General features: G+C 61.3%; 17 protein-coding genes and 1 pseudogene. 10 read left to right on the top strand and 8 right to left on the bottom strand.

All coding sequences use genetic code 11. The annotated features are described in order from the left end of the window. Positions 1–119: 119 nt before the first annotated feature. Both ACP7AP_RS16520 and rsmI read right to left on the bottom strand, forming a co-directional pair. Positions 120–290, bottom strand: a pseudogene (locus ACP7AP_RS16520) (YraN family protein); the annotation flags it as partial. Beyond that, on the bottom strand, positions 287–1,159 hold the full coding sequence (gene rsmI / locus ACP7AP_RS16525; protein ID WP_426035745.1) for a 16S rRNA (cytidine(1402)-2'-O)-methyltransferase: 873 nt from the start codon (positions 1,157–1,159) through the stop codon (positions 287–289). The pseudogene ACP7AP_RS16520 and the gene rsmI, both read right to left, overlap by 4 nt. 82 nt (positions 1,160–1,241) lie before the next feature. Between rsmI and ACP7AP_RS16530 the strand changes: the two genes are divergently transcribed. Both ACP7AP_RS16530 and ACP7AP_RS16535 read left to right on the top strand, forming a co-directional pair. Next, positions 1,242–2,417: a penicillin-binding protein activator gene (locus tag ACP7AP_RS16530; RefSeq protein ID WP_426035747.1), complete on the top strand. Its 1,176-nt coding sequence runs from the start codon at positions 1,242–1,244 to the stop codon at positions 2,415–2,417. A 20-nt stretch (positions 2,418–2,437) separates the two neighbouring features. Beyond that, positions 2,438–5,221, top strand: a complete 2,784-nt coding sequence (locus ACP7AP_RS16535) for a [protein-PII] uridylyltransferase (RefSeq protein WP_426035749.1) — start codon at positions 2,438–2,440, stop codon at positions 5,219–5,221. A gap of 315 nt (positions 5,222–5,536) precedes the next feature. Here the strand turns inward: ACP7AP_RS16535 and ACP7AP_RS16540 are convergent, their stop codons facing one another. From ACP7AP_RS16540 to ACP7AP_RS16555, 4 genes are all read right to left on the bottom strand, one after another. Beyond that, positions 5,537–6,031, bottom strand: a complete 495-nt coding sequence (locus tag ACP7AP_RS16540; protein WP_426035751.1) for a Dps family protein — start codon at positions 6,029–6,031, stop codon at positions 5,537–5,539. A gap of 137 nt (positions 6,032–6,168) precedes the next feature. Then, a complete protein-coding gene (locus tag ACP7AP_RS16545) occupies positions 6,169–6,645 on the bottom strand; it encodes a ferritin-like domain-containing protein (protein WP_426035753.1) in 477 nt (158 codons plus the stop codon). Between the two features lie 139 nt (positions 6,646–6,784). After that, on the bottom strand, positions 6,785–7,276 hold the full coding sequence (locus ACP7AP_RS16550; RefSeq protein WP_426035755.1) for a YidB family protein: 492 nt from the start codon (positions 7,274–7,276) through the stop codon (positions 6,785–6,787). A gap of 40 nt (positions 7,277–7,316) precedes the next feature. Then, positions 7,317–7,568, bottom strand: a complete 252-nt coding sequence (locus ACP7AP_RS16555; RefSeq protein ID WP_426035757.1) for a GlsB/YeaQ/YmgE family stress response membrane protein — start codon at positions 7,566–7,568, stop codon at positions 7,317–7,319. Positions 7,569–7,926: 358 nt separating this feature from the next. On the opposite strand from ACP7AP_RS16555, the gene murJ reads away from it, so the two are divergent. Then, complete coding sequence (gene murJ, locus ACP7AP_RS16560; protein ID WP_426035759.1) at positions 7,927–9,465, top strand: murein biosynthesis integral membrane protein MurJ; 1,539 nt, start codon at positions 7,927–7,929, stop codon at positions 9,463–9,465. Between the two features lie 235 nt (positions 9,466–9,700). On the opposite strand, the gene ACP7AP_RS16565 is transcribed toward murJ, so the two are convergent. Next, positions 9,701–10,438, bottom strand: coding sequence for a rhomboid family intramembrane serine protease (locus ACP7AP_RS16565; protein ID WP_426035761.1), 738 nt, complete (start codon positions 10,436–10,438; stop codon positions 9,701–9,703). 117 nt (positions 10,439–10,555) lie between these two features. Here ACP7AP_RS16565 and trpS point away from each other — a divergent pair, with 117 nt between their 5' ends. Continuing rightward, positions 10,556–11,599, top strand: a complete 1,044-nt coding sequence (gene trpS / locus ACP7AP_RS16570) for a tryptophan--tRNA ligase (RefSeq protein ID WP_426035763.1) — start codon at positions 10,556–10,558, stop codon at positions 11,597–11,599. 136 nt (positions 11,600–11,735) lie between these two features. Next, positions 11,736–12,848, top strand: a complete 1,113-nt coding sequence (locus tag ACP7AP_RS16575; RefSeq protein WP_426035765.1) for a hypothetical protein — start codon at positions 11,736–11,738, stop codon at positions 12,846–12,848. 151 nt (positions 12,849–12,999) lie between these two features. Here the strand turns inward: ACP7AP_RS16575 and ACP7AP_RS16580 are convergent, their stop codons facing one another. Next, positions 13,000–13,545: a TlpA family protein disulfide reductase gene (locus tag ACP7AP_RS16580; protein ID WP_426035848.1), complete on the bottom strand. Its 546-nt coding sequence runs from the start codon at positions 13,543–13,545 to the stop codon at positions 13,000–13,002. Positions 13,546–13,563: 18 nt separating this feature from the next. On the opposite strand from ACP7AP_RS16580, the gene argH reads away from it, so the two are divergent. The 5 genes from argH (at position 13,564) to ACP7AP_RS16605 (ending at position 19,096) form a co-directional block, all read left to right on the top strand. After that, the gene (argH, locus tag ACP7AP_RS16585; RefSeq protein WP_426035767.1) at positions 13,564–14,961 is read left to right on the top strand and encodes an argininosuccinate lyase; all 1,398 of its coding nucleotides are present in this window, start codon (positions 13,564–13,566) and stop codon (positions 14,959–14,961) included. Positions 14,962–14,992: 31 nt separating this feature from the next. Next, positions 14,993–15,139, top strand: coding sequence for a hypothetical protein (locus tag ACP7AP_RS16590; RefSeq protein ID WP_426035769.1), 147 nt, complete (start codon positions 14,993–14,995; stop codon positions 15,137–15,139). Positions 15,140–15,148: 9 nt separating this feature from the next. Then, positions 15,149–15,286, top strand: coding sequence for an argininosuccinate lyase (locus tag ACP7AP_RS16595; RefSeq protein WP_426035771.1), 138 nt, complete (start codon positions 15,149–15,151; stop codon positions 15,284–15,286). An 83-nt stretch (positions 15,287–15,369) separates the two neighbouring features. Then, on the top strand, positions 15,370–16,635 hold the full coding sequence (gene lysA, locus ACP7AP_RS16600) for a diaminopimelate decarboxylase (RefSeq protein ID WP_426035773.1): 1,266 nt from the start codon (positions 15,370–15,372) through the stop codon (positions 16,633–16,635). 13 nt (positions 16,636–16,648) lie between these two features. After that, positions 16,649–19,096: a DUF4175 domain-containing protein gene (locus ACP7AP_RS16605; RefSeq protein WP_426035775.1), complete on the top strand. Its 2,448-nt coding sequence runs from the start codon at positions 16,649–16,651 to the stop codon at positions 19,094–19,096. The last annotated feature ends 36 nt before the right edge of the window (positions 19,097–19,132 follow it).

Raw genomic sequence — 19,132 nt, forward strand, 5'->3', positions numbered from 1 at the left:
GGCGTTGTAAGAGCGCCAGTTCGTCGTGCGGTAGGTCGGAGGTGCAGGTTTGCTCATACCCTGCGACTAACACCTTGCAGTCACGCAGGGAATCCCTCACGATTTGTGCAACAGAGCCTTTGCTTGACCTCAATGAAAATCACCTCTGCGCCATCGCGCGCAATCAGATCAATCTCCCCCGCCGAGCCGCGCCAGCGCCGCGCACAAACCGCCCGCCCCGAACGGTCATAAAGCTGCGCTACCTGTTCTTCGGCGGCAAATCCTGCGTGATACGACCGTGCTCCGCTCATGCGCCTGCCCTTTTCAATGCCAGTTGATACACATCCCGCCGCGCCAAGCCATAAGCCTGCGCCACCGCCGCCGCCGCATCTTTCATCGTCATATGCGTCAAAGCCAAATCCAACGCCTGTTCTACCGTTGCCGCATCTGCCGCCTGTTCCGGCGCGCGATCAATCAACACGACGATTTCGCCCTTCACAACGCGCCCGTCAAACGCCACAGCCAATTCGCCCAATGTCCCGCGCGAGATTTCTTCGAATCGCTTGGTCAACTCCCTGCACACAACACTTTTACGCCCTTCCCCCAACTCTCGCACCAAATCATCTAATAATGCCTTAACGCGCTTGGGCGATTCATAAAGAATCACCGTCGCCTGCACCTGTGCCAATTCGCGGATAAACGTCTGCCGCGCGCCCTTGGTCGCTGGCGGAAAGCCTGCGAACAAAAACCGATCCGACGGCAGCCCCGACACCGTCAGCGCGCATAAAACCGCCGATGCCCCCGGCGCGGACAGCACGGGATAGCCTTGCGCAATCGCGGCACGCGCCAACTGGAAACCGGGGTCCGAAATCAGCGGCGTTCCTGCCTCCGAGGCATAGGCCACCGACTTGCCTTCCGCTATCGCGCGCAGCAGGCGCGGCAAGGCGGCGTCGTTGTTATGCTCGTGATAGGCCACCAGCGGGCGGTCCCCAAGGCTAACCCCATGAATTTCCATCAGATGCCGCAGCGTTCTTGTATCTTCCGCCGCCAGAACATCCGCCGAGGCCAGAATATCCAACGCCCGCAAGGTGATATCCCGCGCCGCGCCAATCGGTGTGGCCAAAAAATACAACCCTGACACAAGGCGCTGTTTTTCCGGCGCCGCTCTGCTGATCGTCACCCGGATCGCCTCCCTGACAAGTTTACTTCCCGCCCCGATGCGCTTAATCTGAACATCAGTCCGCCAAGGGTGAGGGAGTTCTATGTTGTCCGTTTTGATGCGGGCCCGCAAGTCGCTGGGCCAAATAGTTGTTGCCGCTGCCGCACTGGTCTTGGCCGCTTGCGTGCCAAGCTCCGGTCCAACTGCAGGGGGCGGCAACGCCTCGGGCAAGATCCAAGTCGCTTTGCTGGTGCCCGCAGGCTCCGGTCAGGCCAGCGATGAGCTGCTCGCCCGCTCGTTGCAAAACGCCGCCCGGATGGCGATTTCTGATCTCGGCGGTGCCGCCCGCGTCGATCTGCGCGTCTACAACACCGCAGGTCAGCCTGCGAGGGCCGCCGCGATGGCGACCCAAGCCGTGGCGGACGGCGCGCAGGTCATCCTTGGCCCGGTGTTCGCGCAAGAGGCCAATGCCGCAGGCGTCGCCGTGGCAGGCTCTGGCGTCAATGTGCTGGCGTTCTCGAACAACCCCGATATTGCCGGCAACAACGTTTTCGTGCTCGGCCCAACCTTTGGCAACACCGCCAACCGTTTGGCATCTTATGCGGTCCGGCAAGGCAAATCGCAGATCATGATCGTACATGATCGCAACACCGCAGGCGAATTGGGCCGTACCGCCATCGCGCAAGCCGTGGCGCAGTCTGGCGGCTCGGTCGTCGCCACCGGCAATTATGAATTCTCGCAAAATGGCGTGGTGGCGGCCGCCCCCGGCATCGCAGCCGCCGCGAAATCCGCAGGCGCGCAGGCGGTGTTCCTGACCGCAGACACCGCTGGCGCTTTGCCTTTGGTCAGCCAGCTTTTGGCCGACAATGGCCTGTCCAGCGCCTCGGCGCAGTTCATTGGCCTGACCCGCTGGGACATTCCCGCCGCCACCCTCGGCCTGCCCGGTGTGCAAGGCGGTTGGTTTGCACTGCCCGATCCGGCGCTTTATGCGCAATATCAAGCCCGCTACCAATCCACCTTCAACGAGCCGCCGCATCCGATTTCCGGCCTTGCTTATGATGGCATCGCGGCGATTGGGGCTTTGATGAAAAAGGCAGGCTCCGGCCCCTTGTCGAAACAAGCCTTGACCCAAGGCGCGGGCTTTGTCGGCGTCAACGGCATCTTCCGTCTGCGCTCGGATGGCACCAATGAACGCGGTCTGGCCATTGCGCAAATCCAAGGTGGCCGCATCGTGGTCATTGATCCCGCCCCGCGCAGCTTTGGCGGCTTTGGGTCTTAAGGCATAGGGCGGAGTCCCGCATGAAACGCGCCGTGGCCCCTGCGGCTGGCCTTGTTGCAGCACCCGATCTGTTGATCCCCGCCGCCGATTTGATCGACGGCGGGGCTTTGCTGGCCGCGATCCGCGCTGAACTTCCCGCAGCCGATGCCCGCGCAGGCCGCGCCGTGGCCGTGCGCCATATGATACAGGCGAAAAACCGCGCCAATGCGGCACTTGAGGCCGCCTTCCTGCTGAACCCGCTGAAAGCCCGCGCGCTGGTTTCCGCGCAATCGCATGTCACCGATGTGCTGGTCACCACCGCCCTCATGATCTCCCGCGATCATCTGCACCGCACCGCCAACCCCACCACCGCCGAGCGCCTGACCGTCCTCGCAGTCGGCGGCTTTGGCCGCGCCGAGATGGCGCCGCATTCCGATGTAGACCTGTTGTTCCTCACGCCATGGAAAATCACCCCGTGGGCGGAATCGGTCATCGAATCCATGCTCTACATGCTGTGGGATCTGAAGCTGAAGGTCGGCCATTCCAGCCGCACCGTCGCCGATTGCATCCGTTTGGGCCGTGAAGACATCACCATCCGCACCGCTTTGCTAGAGCACCGCTTCATCGCGGGCGACGCATCCCTCGCGGCAGAGTTAAACGAACGCCTCTGGTCCGACCTGTTCCGCAACTCCGGCCCCGAATTCATCGAAGCCAAACTCGCCGAACGTGCCGAACGTCACAAACGCCAAGGCGGTCAGCGCTATGTGCTGGAGCCGAATGTCAAAGAGGCCAAAGGCGGTCTGCGCGATCTGCAAACGCTGTATTGGATCGGCAAATATCTGCTGCGGGTGTCCTCCTCCGCTGGCCTCGTCGCCGCAGGCCTGCTGTCGCGCGAGGAATACGACAAGTTCGAGCGCGCCGAGAATTTTCTCTGGGCCGCCCGCTGTCATCTGCACTACATCACCCATCGCGCCGTCGATCAGTTGACCTTCGATGCCCAAGTCGATGTCGCCGCCCGCATGGGCTACCACGATGCCGCAGGCCGCCGCGCGGTTGAGCTGTTCATGCAAGACTACTTCCGCCACGCCACCCATGTCGGTGAGTTGACGCGGATCTTCCTGACCGAACTTGAAGCCCGCCATGCCAAGCCCGAATCCAGCATCCTCGGCATGTTCAGCCGCAAAAAGGTAAAACCGCCCTATAAGCTGGTGCAAAGCCGCATCGACGTGGCCGATCCCACAGCCTTCCTGTCAGACCCGCTCAACCTGCTGCGAGCCTTTGAAGAAGCCTTACGCTCGCGTCACCTGTTGCACCCCAACATAATGCGGGTGATCGCCGCCAACCTTGATCTGATCGACGATAGCCTGCGCGACAATCCCGAAGCCCAGCGCATTTTCCTCGATCTGATGCTGAAACACGGCAACCCCGAGCGTGCGCTGCGCCGGATGAACGAACTCGGTGTATTATCCGCCTTCATCCCCGAGTTTGAAAACATCGTCGCGATGATGCAGTTCAACGTCTACCACCACTACACGGTTGACGAACACATCATCCAAACCATCTCTGTTCTCGCCCAAATCGAGCGCGGCGAGTTGATCGAAGACCTGCCGCTGTCGTCCTCGATCCTGAAAGCCGGGGTCAACCGCCGGGTGATCTATGTGGCATTGCTGCTGCACGATATTGGCAAAGGCCGCCCCGAAGACCATTCGATTATTGGCGCGCAGATGGCCCGTCGGATCTGCCCGCGCTTGGGGTTGAACCAAGAAGAAACCGAAACCGTCGAATGGCTGGTGCGCTATCACCTCTTGATGTCCGACATGGCGCAAAAGCGTGACATCGGCGATCCCCGCACCCTGCGCGATTTCGCCAAAGCGGTGAAAACCCGCAAACGCCTTGACCTTTTGACGGTGCTGACGGTCTGCGACATTCGCGGCGTTGGCCCCACCACTTGGAACAACTGGAAGGCCATGTTGCTGCGCCAACTCTACAGCCTCACCGCTGAAGCCCTGCAAGGCGGCTTGGAAACCATCAACCGCGACAAACGCGAGGATGAGGCGAAAGCCGCGCTCCGCCTCCGCCTCAGCGATTGGACCGAAGCCGAGATCAAGCTTGAAAACGCCCGCCACTACGCGCCCTATTGGCAAGGCCTCAGCACCGACACCCAAGAGGTGTTCGCCCGCCTGCTGCGTGGCCTTGGCGACCATGAGATTCGCATCAACCTGCACCCCGAGCCCGCCCGCGACGCCACCCGAGCCTGCTTCGCTTTGGGCGATCACCCTGGCATTTTCAGCCGCCTCGCAGGCGCACTCGCCTTGGTCGGGGCTAATGTCGTCGATGCTCGCACCTATACCTCAAAAGACGGCTACGCGACGCCGGTGTTCTGGATTCAAGATGCCGACGGACGACCCTACGATGTCGAACGCCTGCCCCGCCTGCGCGGCATGATCGAAAAAACCCTGCGCGGCGAAGTCATCCCGCGCGAAGCCCTCGCAGGCCGCGATAAGGTGAAAAAACGCGACCGCGAGTTCCGCTTCCCGACCCATATCACATTCGACAACGAAGGCTCGGAAATCTACACCATCATCGAGGTCGACACCCGTGACCGCCCCGGCCTGCTCTATGATCTGACCCGCACCTTAGCGGCCAACAACATCTATATCGCCAGCGCGGTGATCGCGACTTACGGCGCGCAAGTGGTCGATGCGTTCTATGTCAAAGACATGTTCGGCTTGAAACTGCACACCAAAAGCAAACAAGAAACGCTGGACCGCAAACTCCGCCAAGCCATCACCGAAGGCGTCGAGCGGGCACAAAACTCCAACTAACGCCTGACCCACTCCCCGGTCAACAAGCCGGGGCCACGACGTTTAAGATGCAACGCAAAAGACCCCGGATCAAGTCCGGGGCGGCGTGTTTTCTGCACAAGCCGAGCTTAGAGGCTAAATCAACCCCGGCCACCCTCTCTGCTCAAACATCCCTCGGCAGTTTGCCATTGGTTCGAGAACTCAATGGCATGGGGTTTGGCACTAACCCGAGTGGGGTGTGAAACCCCCAAAACACCGCCAGCATCACGCGCGTGCAAAAGCAATACTCCAGCGGGGGGACTGGGGGTGCGTAACCCCCAGCCTTTCCGCAAGCACTTACTTGGCAGTCGCGCGCAACATCCAGGCCGCCTGTTCGTGAAACGCCGACCGCCGCGTCGCCAAGTCGGCCGTCACAGGGTCGCTGTTCTTCTCGGCCAGCTTGAACAACGCATGGAACCCAACGGCCACCGCCGCGTGGTCCTTCGCCAGATCTTCGACCATCTCCAGCGTCGACGGCAAGGCCGCCGGATCCTTGATCACCGACAGCTTCATCACCTCGGCAAGTGAATGTGGTGCCAACTGCCCCAAAGCCCGGATCCGCTCGGCCAGATCATCGGCGGCGGGGAACATTTCCTTATACTGCGCGTCCGTCAGATGATGCACCGAGTAAAACAACGGCCCCTCGACATTCCAATGATAAGAGTGGGTCTTGAAAATCAACCGATAGGTATCCGCCACCGCCTGCGTCAATGCCACAGCCAACGCCTTGGTATCTTTTACCCCGGTCTGAACCTTCTCGGCTTTCGGCACCACTTTCATTTGCTCGGTCATTTGGCATCCTATCTTGCATGGCAGCAGCACGGGTTGTGTTGCGATCACAACCTAACGCGTCGCCACCCCAATGGTTCCATACCGCAACACCAGAGGTAGGGTGCGCGATCTCACGCACCCCGCCAGATCGGTATTGCCTACTTCTTCAGATTAACCGACTCTACCGCCATGCTGGTCAGCTTGGCATTGGCCGCCTTCTCCATATCCAGAATTTGCGACAAAAGGTCGTGCGCCTCGGTATGGCCCAAAACCTTTGCCCATTCCCGCAAAGTGCCGTAACGCGCGATCTCATAATGCTCCACCGCTTGTGCCGCGCCGATCAGCATCGCATCCAATGCCGCACCGCTGGCCTCTTTGATGATGCCCTCGGTCTCTTTGATCAGACCCTCAATCGCATCACATTTGACACCTTCGGGCTTTTCGCCAATCGCGGCGAACACTTTTTTCAGCAGCACGATCTGCTGCTTGGTTTCTTCCAAATGATGCATCACCGCCTTTTTCAAATCGGCATTGCCCGCCGCAGCCGCCACTTTCGGCAGAGCCTTGGTCAGTGCGGTTTCGGCATAATAGATGTCTTGCAGGGTATGGTGAAACGCTTCAGCCAAAGTTTTCATGATCATCTCCACAGGTTGGTTTGAGGGAACCGCGCCAAGCCAGCGTCAGTTTTGCAAGAGAAAACCGCCCGCAGCAGTTAAACTGCGCCCGACTTTCTGTCGTCCAGCGCGCCAGACCACTGGCGCGATCGTGTAAGCGTCAGATATAGCCCTTGGCATCCTCGGCTGTCGGCAACCGCCCGTCCGGCGTCATGCCATGCACCGCATCCGGGATCACCCGCGCCAGCCGCTCCAGCAAGGTCTCGCGGCTCAGACCGGTCTTCGCAGTCAACTCGGCCAAAGTGTCCTCACCCAAAGCTGCCGCCAAGTCTTGGCCCGCCACGGGTTTGTTATCGCCGGTGGACACCCAGCTGTCCGCAGCCTCGGCATGACCGTGGCCACGGAACCGGTCCACCAAGCCACCAAGCCCGCCCGAAAGCGCGCTAGCCCCCGACGATCCGGTGAAAAACGACCCAATTTCAGACAGCACGTTTGAGATCGACTGACTGTTATGCCCATCCAACCCGGTTGAGGGCTGATCACCAGAACTGCCCGCCTTACGCAGCATATCGCTGATCTTGTCGCGGTTCTGATAGCCAGCAACCGCCAAAAGCGCCAGCAGCGCCGTCATAGAAGGCATACCTTTAGCCATAGTCTTTCTCCTTAATTGTTCGCCACTGCACCTCAAACCCTTAGGCGCGCCGCGAGGCAAAGCTCCAAACCAGCAGCACGATCACCGCGCCAACCACAGCACCGATCAGACCGGCACCTTCATAGGGGGCATACCATCCCATCGACTGACCCAAATATGTCGCTATAAACGCGCCCACGATGCCAAGCACGGTGGTCAGAATGAACCCCGACGGCTCGTTGCTGCCCGGCGTCAAGAATTTGGCAATCACGCCAGCCACAAAACCTATCAAAACTGTCCAAATGATACCCATGTCATGTCCCCATTCCGATTTCGAAAACCGTTGAACTCCGGCTTGGAAACGCGGCTAGGCCGCAAGCGTTCCATAAGGCCGCACGAATTTATCAACGCCCGCGCCTGCCCTTCATCACCGATAACGGCGCGTAGCCGCCAAAACTCGGTAAGGGTGCGTAATTTCATGCACCTAACCCAGCCCCGCCTTAAACCTTTAACAACCCCTTAACACCCCTGCCCTAACCCCTTGAAATCCCATACCCCACCCCACTGTCCATGCGTGGACACATCCGCGTGGCCACCCTCACCCCGTCAAATTTCCCAATTCACCCCACCGCCAATCCCCTGTAAGCCTTGCCCAAACCAAAGGGCCGCCCATGAAACCGATCAGCCTGCTGCGCTCCATCCTCACCGTCGGCGGCTGGACCCTTTTATCCCGAGGCGCCGGATTCGCCCGCGACATGATGATGGCCGCCTACCTCGGCGCGGGCCCCATCGCCGACGCCTTCAACGTCGCCTTCAGCTTGCCCAACATGTTCCGCCGCTTCTTCGCCGAGGGGGCCTTCAACATGGCCTTCGTGCCAATGTTCGCCAAAAAGCTGGAGGGCGGGGAGGATGCCAACGGCTTCGCCCGCGACGCCTTCAACGGCCTCGCCGCGATCCTGATCCTGTTTTCCATCATCGGCACCTTCGCGATGCCATGGCTGGTCTGGGCGATGGCCAGCGGTTTCGCCAATGACCAACGCTTCGATCTCGCCGTCCTCTACGGCCAGATCGGCTTCAACTACATCCTGTTCATCAGCCTCGTCGCCCTGCTGTCCGGCGTCCTGAATGCCTACGGCCATTTCACCGAGGCAGGCTTCGTCCCCGTCCTGATGAACCTGATCTTCATCGCCATGATGTTCCTCGCCGCCAAATTCGGCTGGGACATCGGCCTGACCCTCGCATGGGCCGTCCCGATCACAGGCGTCGCCCAACTCGCCTTCACTTGGTATTCTGCGGCAAAACTCGGCCTAACCTTCGCCCCCAGATGGCCAAAGATCACTCCCGAACTGAAACGCCTCGCCATCATCGCGGGCCCGGCGATCCTGTCGGGCGGCGTGGTGCAAATCAACATGTTGGTCGGCCGCCAAGTCGCCTCCTACACCGAGGGCGCGGTCAGCTGGCTGGTCTACGCCGACCGCCTCTACCAACTCCCCCTCGGCGTCGTCGCCATCGCCATCGGCACCGTCCTGCTCCCCGACCTAAGCCGTCGCCTGCGCGCCGGAGACGAAGCCGGAGGCCGCGAAAGCTTCAACCGAGGCACCGAACTCGCCCTCGCCCTCACCTTCCCCTGCGCGGTGGCCCTGATGGTGATCGCCCTGCCGCTCACCCAAGTCCTCTATCAACGTGGCGCCTTCACCGCCGATGACACCGCCGCCACCGCCCTTGTGCTCGCGATCTACGGCGCAGGCCTGCCCGCATTCGTGCTGCACAAAGTCTACCAACCGCTCTACTACGCCCGCGAAGACAGCCGCTCGCCGTTCCGCTTCGCCATTGTCTCAATGATCATCAACGCGGCCATCGCCGTCGGCCTGATGCCTTACATCGGCTTCGCCGCCGCCGCTCTAGCCACCACATTGGCAGGCTGGATGATGGCCGCCCAACTCTGGCTTGGCACCAAGCGCATGGGCGACGCCGCCCGCTTTGACACCCGCTTTCGCAGCCGCGCCCCCCTCATCATCATCGCCGCCATCGTGATGGGTTTTGCCCTATATGCCGCCCAAGCCGCATTGGGCGATATGCTGGCAAGCCACGGCTGGCGCTATGCTGGCCTCGCTTTGTTGATCGCGGTGGGCGGCCTGACCTACTACGCCGCAGGCACCGCCATCGGCGCGTTCAAACTCTCAGATTTCCGCAAACTGCGGCGGCGTTAAACCGCATTGGTCGCTGCCATCGCAGCGACCATGCACAGCATTTCCCCGCAAACCCCGGTGGGCCAAAGCCACCGGACAGCGCCTGACCTGCCCATGGCAGGCGCTTCTCGCCCACCAGGTCAGGCGCCGTCCTCTGTCATCTCAGCCGGAAGCGGTCTACCGGATACGTTCCCACATGTGCGGGGCCGATCCTCCATCGGAGGATCGACTTTTCCCGCCCAACCCAAGAACGCCCCTAATTTCCCCATCCCTTGATCCGCTGCCGAACGCGCCCCAACCCGCCCGGACTAACCACAAACGACAGCAAAAATCCCGCCACAAACCCCGGCAAATCCGCCACCCAAGACCAATCATGCCCAACCTGCCCTATGCTGGGCATCAGCATCGGCAACAGCGTGAAGAACGCGCCATAAACCGCCTGAAACACCATCAGCGCGCCAATCAGACTGAACGCGCGCAACTGGTTCACCCCCGTCCCCGCCAGCTTGACCCAGATCAGAAACGAAAACGCCCCGATCAGCCCATAAACTCCCGGAAACGCACCATAAAGCGGCTGGTTCGGCACCAAAAACGCATAGGCCAAGGCCCCCAGAGCGCCCGAGCCCAGAAACACCAAAGCCACCGCCCAGCCCTTGAACACTTCACCGACGAACTTGCCCAAAGCCATCGTCATAGCCACGCCAAACAGCGCCTGCGTCGCTGATCCATGCACAAAGGCAAAACTGAAAAACCGCCGCAACAGCGGCATATCCACCGCCCCGGCCGCCAGATTTTGCCGCCAAAACTCGGGAAACACCCCGTAATCCTGAATGGCCGCAATCCGCCACCCCACCGCCTGCGGTCCACCAATCACCCCGGCATCGGCGAGCGAAAACAAAATCTCCAACGCAATCATCGGCAGCGCCAACAGCCACACCACCCCCGGCAGCTGATTGATCGGCGCAATCTGGTCGGCTCTCAAATCGTCTTGCATCTCACCCCACTTTGGCACCACTGATTGACGCCCCCACCGCGCAGCGTTAAGCCCAAAGCGCAGTAATTTCCAGCCCGCAGCCTTTTCGGGCTGCACCAATTCCAGATGGAGTATCCCATGTCCGAGCCGGTCCAAACGCCTCAGACTTTCCCGACCCGCATCTTCTCGGGCATCCAGCCTTCGGGCGGATTGACCCTTGGCAACTACCTCGGTGCGCTGAAACGCTTCGTGCAAAAGCAGGATGAGGGCATCGAGACGATCTACTGCCTCGTTGACATGCACGCGATCACCACTTGGCAAGACCCCGCCAAACTGCGCCAACAAACGCGCGAAGCCGCCGCTGGCTTCATCGCCGCTGGCATCGATCCCGCGCGCTCAATCCTGTTCAATCAGTCTCAGGTGACAGCCCATGCCGAACTCGGCTGGATCTTCAACTGCGTCGCCCGCATGGGCTGGATGAGCCGGATGACCCAGTTCAAAGACAAGGCGGGCAAAAACTCCGAGAACGTCTCGCTTGGCCTCTATGCCTACCCCGCCCTGATGGCCGCCGATATTCTGGCCTATAAAGCCACGCATGTCCCGGTGGGCGAGGATCAAAAACAGCATATCGAACTCACCCGCGACATCGCACTGAAGTTCAACAACGACTACAAGGTGAACTTCTTCCCCATCACGGAACCCGTAATCGAAGGTGCCGCCACCCGCGTGATGTCCCTGCGCGATGGCACCAAAAAAATGTCAAAATCAGACCCGTCCGACCAATCCCGCATCAACCTGACCGATGATGCCGACACCATCGCCAAAAAGTTCCGCAAGGCCAAAACCGATGCCGAACCCTTGCCCAGCGATCTCGAAGGCCTGTCCGGCAGACCTGACGCCCGCAACCTGATCAACGTCTACGCGGCCTTGGCCGATATGACGCCCGAAGCGGTGATCACCGAATACGCAGGCGCGCAATTCGGCACATTCAAGCCCGCCTTGGCCGATCTCGCGGTGGCAAAACTCTCGCCAATCACCAGCAAGATGAGCCAGCTGATGCAAGACCCCGCCGAAATCGACCGCATCTTGGGCGAAGGCGCCACCCGCGCCGATGCCATCGCCCGGCCCATCGTTGATCAAGTCTACGACATCATCGGCATGATCCGCTCGCGGCAAGTTTGAAATCGTGCCAGCCTGCTGTCATGGTAGGCTGGCACCCGCGCGACGGAGCATAAGATGATCCCCCCGAACCGCAAACCCAATGCGCCCCGCCGCCACAACCGCCACCCGGCGGCGCGAGCGATCTGATGTGGACCCGATGATCTGGAGGCGCATCACCCGCCTGATCCTGCTTGTCATTCTGGCAGGCTCGCTCGCCGGAACCAGCCTCACCGCCGCCCGCATCGCCTCTGATCCGCTGATTGCGCCGTTTGTCGAGGCCAGCAAAGACCAGATCACGGCCACAACCGAACGGATGTTGACTACCGCCGCCACCCCCGAAACCCTCAGCGCCCATATCGCCAATCGCCTCGCAGAATCCCCACGCAACTGGCTTGCGCTCGATGCGCTGGTGGACCTCGCCTACGAGCGCAATATCGCCATCCCCTCAGCCCTGAACGCCGCCGTGCAAACCGCCCGCGAGGATGATCACAGCTATTACGCCACCCTCACCTCTTGCGCCGCCTGCGCTTACGACCCCGCGCAATGCTCCTTAAGCGAAGTGATGATCTGCCAAGCCCCCATCGTCCTCACCCCTATCGGCGACATCGCAGGCATCACCCGCGCCGGCGTCGCCTATGCCAGCGGTGCCGAAGTAGACCAAATCGACCTCGCCCTATCGGTCGTAGGCCTAGGCGCCACCGCCGCCATCCTCGCCTCCGGCGGCACATCCGGCGTGGTCAAAGCCGGAGCCAGCCTCGCCAAACTCGCCCGCAAAATGGGCCGCCTCTCGCCGCGCTTAGTGGAAATGGCGGTAGACGCCGCCCGCACCGGGGTAAACTGGGCCAGCCTCCCCGCCGTGCGCTCCATCGACGACCTGACCGCCGCCATCCGCACCGAATCCTTTCTGCCGCTGACCAACACCCTCACCGACCTCAGCCGCCTGAACACCGCAACAGACGCCACCACCGCCCTGCATTTGCTGCCAATGGTCGATGATGCAGCAGACGCCCGCCGTCTCGCCATCGCCGCCGAAGCCCTTGGCCCCAAACTGGTAGGCCGCGCCGAAGTCCTCGGCAAAGCCCGCCTGTTCCGCGCCACGCTGAGATTTTCCGAAACCGCATGGGCGCTCGGCGCGGGCCTCGTCAGCCTGATGATCTCTACCGCCACTTTGATCAGCAGCATGATCCAACACACCCTGCTCAAACGCCTGCGCCGCAGCCTGAAACAAAAAGCCCCGCCCAAACCAAGAGCCTCCGGCGGAGATATTTGAGCACAGAGGATGATCTAAAGGATTTGCTCTTTTCAAAATACTCCCGCCGGAGGCATCCGCCGCCCGCGCCGAACTCCCAAGCTGATCTGTTAAAACCACCATCAATGCCACGCCGAATTTCGTCTTAGCTTGAAATTCGCCTTCACCAAGATCACTCCGCCATCATCGCCCGCAAAACCGCCTGCGCCGCACCCGAATCCCATTCTGCATCGCCAATCAACCGCGCCACTTCCTGCCCTTCAGGGTTAACGATCACCGTCACCGGCAGCCCCAGCACCCCCATCTGATGCGCCAACCCCGATTTCGGATCGCGCAACACTGGCAGCGAGGTCACCCCCGCCTCGCCGTAAAACTTCACGATCTGCCCGACATCATTCCGCCCCGTCGCCACCGGCACCACCGCAATTTCCGGCATCGCATCCGCCAACCGTTGCAACGCGGGCATCTCCTTGCGACACGGCGCACACCATGTCGCCCAGAAGTTCAGCACCATCCACTTGCCGCGATACTGCGCCAGTGAAGTCTCAAGACCCGCCCCATCCAACAAAACCGCTTCTGGCAAAGCCACAGGCTCCACTACCGCCAGCTTCTTCATATCACCCACCAGCAACCCCTCAAGGCTACCTGCATTTGCACCCCCGACATTTGCACCGCAAGCAAAGGCCGTATACAGAACCACAAACAGCATCTTGCGCATCATGTCGAAGGCCCTTCCATGACCAAACCCGAAAATTCCGCCAACCAGATGTGGGGCGGCCGCTTTGCCTCTGGCCCTGACGCGATCATGACCGCGATCAATGCCTCGATCGGCTTTGACCAGCGGCTTTACGCGCAAGACATTGCAGGCTCGCGCGCCCATGCCGCCATGCTCGCCGCCACCGGTATCCTGACTTCTAGTGATGCCGAGGCGATCGGGGAAGGCCTGCTCACGGTGTTGTCAGAGATCGAGGCCGGGAATTTCACCTTCTCGACCGCCCTCGAAGACATTCACATGAACGTGGAAAGCCGCCTGAAAGACCTGATCGGCGCGCCCGCGGGCCGCCTGCACACGGCGCGCTCGCGCAACGACCAAGTCGCCGTCGATTTCCGACTCTGGGTGCGCGATCAATGCGATGCCGCCATCCAAGGCCTGACCGCTTTGATGAAAGCCTTCCTCGCCCAAGCCGAAGCAGGCGCCGATTGGGTGATGCCCGGCTTCACCCATCTGCAAACCGCGCAACCCGTCACTTGGGGCCATCATATGCTCGCCTATGTCGAGATGCTGGCCCGCGACAAATCCCGCTTTGAAGACGCCCGCCGCCGCATGAACGAATGCCCCCTTGGCGCTGCCGCCCTCGCCGGAACCTCCTTCCCCATCGATCGCCACATGACCGCCAGCGCCTTGGGCTTCGACCGCCCCACCGCAAACTCACTCGATAGCGTCTCTGACCGCGATTTCGCGTTGGAGTTTCTGTCGGCCTCCAGCATCTGCGCCATGCACCTGTCGCGCTTCGCCGAAGAACTGGTGATCTGGTCCTCCGCCCAATTCCGCTTCGTCAAACTGTCGGACAAATGGACCACCGGCAGCAGCATCATGCCGCAAAAGAAAAACCCCGACGCCGCCGAACTTCTGCGCGCCAAACTCGGTCGCATCCTCGGCGCGACCGTCGCGCTGTTCACCATCATGAAGGGCCTCGCCCTGACCTATTCCAAAGACATGCAGGAAGACAAAGAGCAGGTGTTCGACGCCGCCGACACCCTGATGCTGGCGCTGGCCGCGATGACCGGCATGGTCGGCGACATGACCGCCAACCGCGAGGTGCTGGCGACCTCGGCAGCCGGTGGTTTCTCCACCGCCACCGACCTTGCCGACTGGCTGGTCCGCGCGCTGAACCTACCGTTCCGCGACGCCCATCACGTCACCGGAACGCTGGTCGCCCTCGCTGAATCGAAAGCCTGCGACCTGCCCGACCTGTCGATCACCGAAATGAAATCCGTCCACGACGGCATCACCCAAGAGGTCTATTCCGTTCTGGGCGTTGAGAATTCTGTCCGCAGCCGGATGTCCTACGGCGGAACCTCGCCCACCCGCGTCGCCGAGCAAGTCGCCCGCTGGAAAACTCTGCTGGCCTAAGCCACCCTGCCCGAAACCACAGAAAGCCGCCATGCGCCCGCTGATCCTAGCCCTGTTGCTCACCGCCTGCACCGACCCCTACTTGGGCGCAGGGATCGGCATCGGCCCCAACGGCGCAACCATCCGCCCGGTGATTTCAGGCGCAATCGGCGGTGGCCGCATCAGCTATTCCCCGTAAGGATCAAACATGAAATTCCTCCCGCTCATCGCCCTTCTCGCCCTCGCCGCCTGTGGTGCTGATGGCCAACCCACCGCCCCCGCCGCCTCCGGCGTCACAGTGTCTGGCGATGCCCTCGTTGGCGTGACCACGGGCGAAACCCCGTAATCTGCAAAGCCCCGCCACCTTGAATTGCGCCGCGCTTCGCTTCTGCTATACACCAAGCGACTGATTTCATAAGGGCCCGCCGGATGGACCATTTCCTATATCGCGACGGCATCCTGCATGCCGAAGACGTGGCCGTCGCCGACATCGCCGCCCAAGTCGGCACGCCGTTCTATGTCTATTCCAGCGCCACCCTGGCCCGACATTACACTCTGTTCACCGAAGCACTCTCGCCGCTGCCTCACCTCGTCTGCTTTGCAATCAAATCACTGTCGAACATTGCAGTCCTCAAACTGCTGGGCGACCTTGGTGCGGGCATGGATGTGGTCTCCGGCGGCGAATACCGTCGCGCGCAGGCCGCTGGTGTGCCCGGCAACCGCATCGTGTTCTCCGGCGTCGGCAAAACCCGCGACGAAATGCGCCTCGCGCTAGAAAACGGCATCCGCCAATTCAACGTAGAATCCGAGCCCGAACTGCGTGCGCTGTCCGAAGTCGCCACCGCCATGGGCACCACCGCCCCGATCACCATTCGGGTCAATCCAGACGTCGACGCCCGCACGCATGAGAAAATCGCGACGGGCAAGAAAGACAACAAATTCGGCATCCCGATCAGTCGCGCATCCGAAGTCTATGCCGAGGCCGCCAAACTTCCCGGCCTGCAGGTGATCGGCATTGACGTGCATATCGGCAGCCAGCTGACCGAACTCGAACCCTTCGAGCAAGCCTACAAAAAGGTCGCCGACCTCACTCTGCGCCTGCGCTCCGAAGGCCATGTCATCTCGCGCCTCGACCTTGGCGGCGGCTTGGGCATCCCCTATGAACGCTCCAACACCGCCCCCCCCCTCCCGCAGGAATATGGCGCATTGATCAAACGCACCGTCGGCCACCTCGGCTGCGAGATCGAGATCGAACCCGGTCGCCTGATCTCCGGTAACTCCGGGCTGCTCGTCTCAAAGGTGATCTACGTCAAATCCGGTGAGATCAGCGATTTCCTGATCGTCGATGCTGCGATGAACGACCTCGTGCGCCCCTCGATGTACGGCGCGCATCACGACATCATTCCCGTCACCGAAGCCAAAGCCGCCACCTTACCCCACACCTACGACGTGGTTGGCCCGGTCTGCGAAACTGGCGACACTTTCGCCAAAGCCCGCCCACTTGCGCCCTTGAAGGAAGATGATCTGATCGCGTTCCGCTCGGCTGGCGCTTATGGTGCGGTGATGGCCTCCGAATACAACACAAGGCCCCTGATCCCCGAAGTGCTGGTGAAAGGTGATCAATTCGCCGTCATTCGCGCCCGCCCTAGCTATGAAGATATCCTGAACCGCGATACCATTCCCTTGTGGCTTTGAAACTGAGAGGCCGATGACCGAAAGCAGCGAAGCGCAAGCATTAAAACGTATTGAGACCCCACTGCGGATCACGCTTGCGGGGCTTTGGGCTGAACGCATCACCCGCGCCTTCTGGCCGTTCTGGACCATCGCAATCACCAGCCTCGCCGCCGCCGCCTTTGGCCTGCAAGACCTGCTGCCGATCGAGGCCGCATGGTTCGGCATGGTCACAGTCACCCTCGGCCTGAGCTGGGGCATCATCCACGGCATCCGCGCCTTCCGCCGCCCCACACGCGTCGAAGCCCTGATCCGGCTGGACAGCAAACTCCCCGGCCAACCCATCGCCGCCCTGCGCGACACCCAAGCGATTGGCATCACGGATGAGGCGTCAAAAGCCGTCTGGGCCGCCCACCGCGCCCGCATGGCCGCCCGCGCTTCCGGCGCGAAACCCGTTCAGCCCGACCTACAACTGTCCTCGCGTGACCCGTTCGCTTTGCGCTATGTCGCCCTCACCGCGCTGGTGATGGCCCTACTGTTCGGCTCGATCTGGCGCGTCACCTCCGTCGCAGGCCTCACCCCCGGCGGCACCGCCAACGCCGCCGCTGGCCCGGCATGGGAAGGCTGGGCACAGCCGCCCGCCTACACCGGCAAACCCGCGCTTTATCTCAACGACCAGACCGCCGACGCGCTCACCCTCCCAACCGGCACCAAACTGCAAATCCGGCTTTACGGCGAACCCGGCGCGCTGATCGTTTCGGAAACCGTCTCAGGCCGCACCGATGCGCCCCCAGCTTCCCAGCCCACGCAAGATTTCACCGTCACCACCTCCGGCAAACTCGCCATCGAAGGCGCTGCAGGCCGGGAATGGAAGATCATCGCCACCCCAGACAACGCCCCCAGCATCACCCCCGCGGCTGAGATCACCCGCGACGGCGAAGGTCGCTTCAAGCAAAAATTCACCGCCAAAGACGACTATGGCGTCACCAAAGGCGAAGTCACCATCGCCCTCGACCTCGCCGCCGTCCCCCGCAGCTTCGGGTTGAAAACCGACCCCGAATCCATCGCACCCGTCACCCTAGACCTGCCGCTGCCGTTCAAAGGCAGCCGCGCCGAGATCAAAACCACCCTCGTCGATGATCTATCGGAATCGGTGCTGTCGAACCTGCCGGTCACCGTGACCTATGCCGTCACCGACGCCGCAGGCAACACCGGCACTGCCGAGCCCCTCCACCTTATCCTGCCCGGCAAACGCTTTTTTGATCCCCTCGCCGACGCTCTGATCGAAATGCGCCGCGATATCCTGTGGTCGCGCGCCAATGCTCCGGCTTCGCTGGAAATCCTGAAAGCCGTCAGCAACCAGCCGGGCGATATCTTCCCCGATGACACCTCCTACAACCGCCTGAAAGCCGTGATCAAACGACTGGATGCCGAGGCGAAAACCCTCTCCCCGAAAGCCCGCGATGAGATCGCCAAGGAACTCTGGGCGATTTCGTTGATGATCGAAGACGGCAAGCTGAACAACGCCAAAGACCGCATGATGCGCGCGCAAGAACGCCTCGCCGAAGCCATCCGCAAGGGTGCCTCGCCCGAAGAAATCCAGAAACTGATGGATGAGATGCGCGACGCATTGGACGAATACATGGCCGAAGAAGCCAAGAAAAACCCGAAAGACCCCAACGACGAAACCTCGCCGCAGCAAAACGGCCCGAGCATCACCCAAGACCAGATCGACCAGATGCTCAATAAGCTGCAAAAGCTGATGGAAGAAGGCAAAACCGCCGAAGCCGCCGAACTTATGAAGCAACTTCAAGATCTTATGAACAACATGAAGGTCCAGCAAGGCGACGGCACTGGCGGCAAAGGCAGCCCCGGCAAACAGGCAATGAAAGACCTCGGCAACACCCTGCGCGACCAACAGGGCCTTTCCGACGACAGCTTCCGCGATCTGCAAGACGGTCAGGAAGGACCCGGCAAAGACGGCAAAACCCTGTCTGAACGTCAGCAAGAGCTGCGCGACAAACTGCAAGAACTGCGTGACGGCGGCAATCTGCCCGGCCAGGGCGGCGGCAAAAACGCCGAGGGCAAACAGAACCTCGATGACGCGGGCCGCGCCATGGAAGACGCTGAACGCGCGTTGAATGACGGCGATCTGCCCGGCGCATTGGACAAACAAGCCGAGGCGATGGACAAAATGCGCGAAGGGATGCGCGATTTCGGCGAGGCTTTGGCCGATCAGGATCGCCAGCAGGGTGCCACACCCGATGGCACTCAAAAGACCGAAGACCCGCAATCCGGTGGCCCGCGCGATCCCTTGGGTCGCGAGAATGGCCTGCACATCGGTTCCGATGGCAACTTGGCTGAGAACAAAGACATCTACAAACGCGCGCAGGAATTGCTCGACCAGATTCGCAAACGCTCCGCCGATCAATCCCGCAGCGATCAGGAACGCAGCTATCTCAACCGCCTGCTTGATCTGTTCTAACCCGCCGATCACCCTGATTCTTTTTCCGCCCCCCTT

The organism is Cypionkella sp. TWP1-2-1b2, from assembly GCF_049896245.1.
Classification (GTDB): domain Bacteria; phylum Pseudomonadota; class Alphaproteobacteria; order Rhodobacterales; family Rhodobacteraceae; genus Cypionkella.

Coding starts and splice junctions, on each gene's coding strand:
- ACP7AP_RS16530 (WP_426035747.1), top strand. CDS start 1,242: ATGTTGTCCGTTTTGATGCGGGCCCGCAAGTCGCTGGGCCAAATAGTT.
- ACP7AP_RS16535 (WP_426035749.1), top strand. CDS start 2,438: ATGAAACGCGCCGTGGCCCCTGCGGCTGGCCTTGTTGCAGCACCCGAT.
- ACP7AP_RS16540 (WP_426035751.1), bottom strand. CDS start 6,031: ATGACCGAGCAAATGAAAGTGGTGCCGAAAGCCGAGAAGGTTCAGACC.
- ACP7AP_RS16545 (WP_426035753.1), bottom strand. CDS start 6,645: ATGAAAACTTTGGCTGAAGCGTTTCACCATACCCTGCAAGACATCTAT.
- ACP7AP_RS16550 (WP_426035755.1), bottom strand. CDS start 7,276: ATGGCTAAAGGTATGCCTTCTATGACGGCGCTGCTGGCGCTTTTGGCG.
- ACP7AP_RS16555 (WP_426035757.1), bottom strand. CDS start 7,568: ATGGGTATCATTTGGACAGTTTTGATAGGTTTTGTGGCTGGCGTGATT.
- murJ (WP_426035759.1), top strand. CDS start 7,927: ATGAAACCGATCAGCCTGCTGCGCTCCATCCTCACCGTCGGCGGCTGG.
- ACP7AP_RS16565 (WP_426035761.1), bottom strand. CDS start 10,438: ATGCAAGACGATTTGAGAGCCGACCAGATTGCGCCGATCAATCAGCTG.
- trpS (WP_426035763.1), top strand. CDS start 10,556: ATGTCCGAGCCGGTCCAAACGCCTCAGACTTTCCCGACCCGCATCTTC.
- ACP7AP_RS16575 (WP_426035765.1), top strand. CDS start 11,736: ATGATCTGGAGGCGCATCACCCGCCTGATCCTGCTTGTCATTCTGGCA.
- ACP7AP_RS16580 (WP_426035848.1), bottom strand. CDS start 13,545: ATGCGCAAGATGCTGTTTGTGGTTCTGTATACGGCCTTTGCTTGCGGT.
- argH (WP_426035767.1), top strand. CDS start 13,564: ATGACCAAACCCGAAAATTCCGCCAACCAGATGTGGGGCGGCCGCTTT.
- ACP7AP_RS16590 (WP_426035769.1), top strand. CDS start 14,993: ATGCGCCCGCTGATCCTAGCCCTGTTGCTCACCGCCTGCACCGACCCC.
- ACP7AP_RS16595 (WP_426035771.1), top strand. CDS start 15,149: ATGAAATTCCTCCCGCTCATCGCCCTTCTCGCCCTCGCCGCCTGTGGT.
- lysA (WP_426035773.1), top strand. CDS start 15,370: ATGGACCATTTCCTATATCGCGACGGCATCCTGCATGCCGAAGACGTG.
- ACP7AP_RS16605 (WP_426035775.1), top strand. CDS start 16,649: ATGACCGAAAGCAGCGAAGCGCAAGCATTAAAACGTATTGAGACCCCA.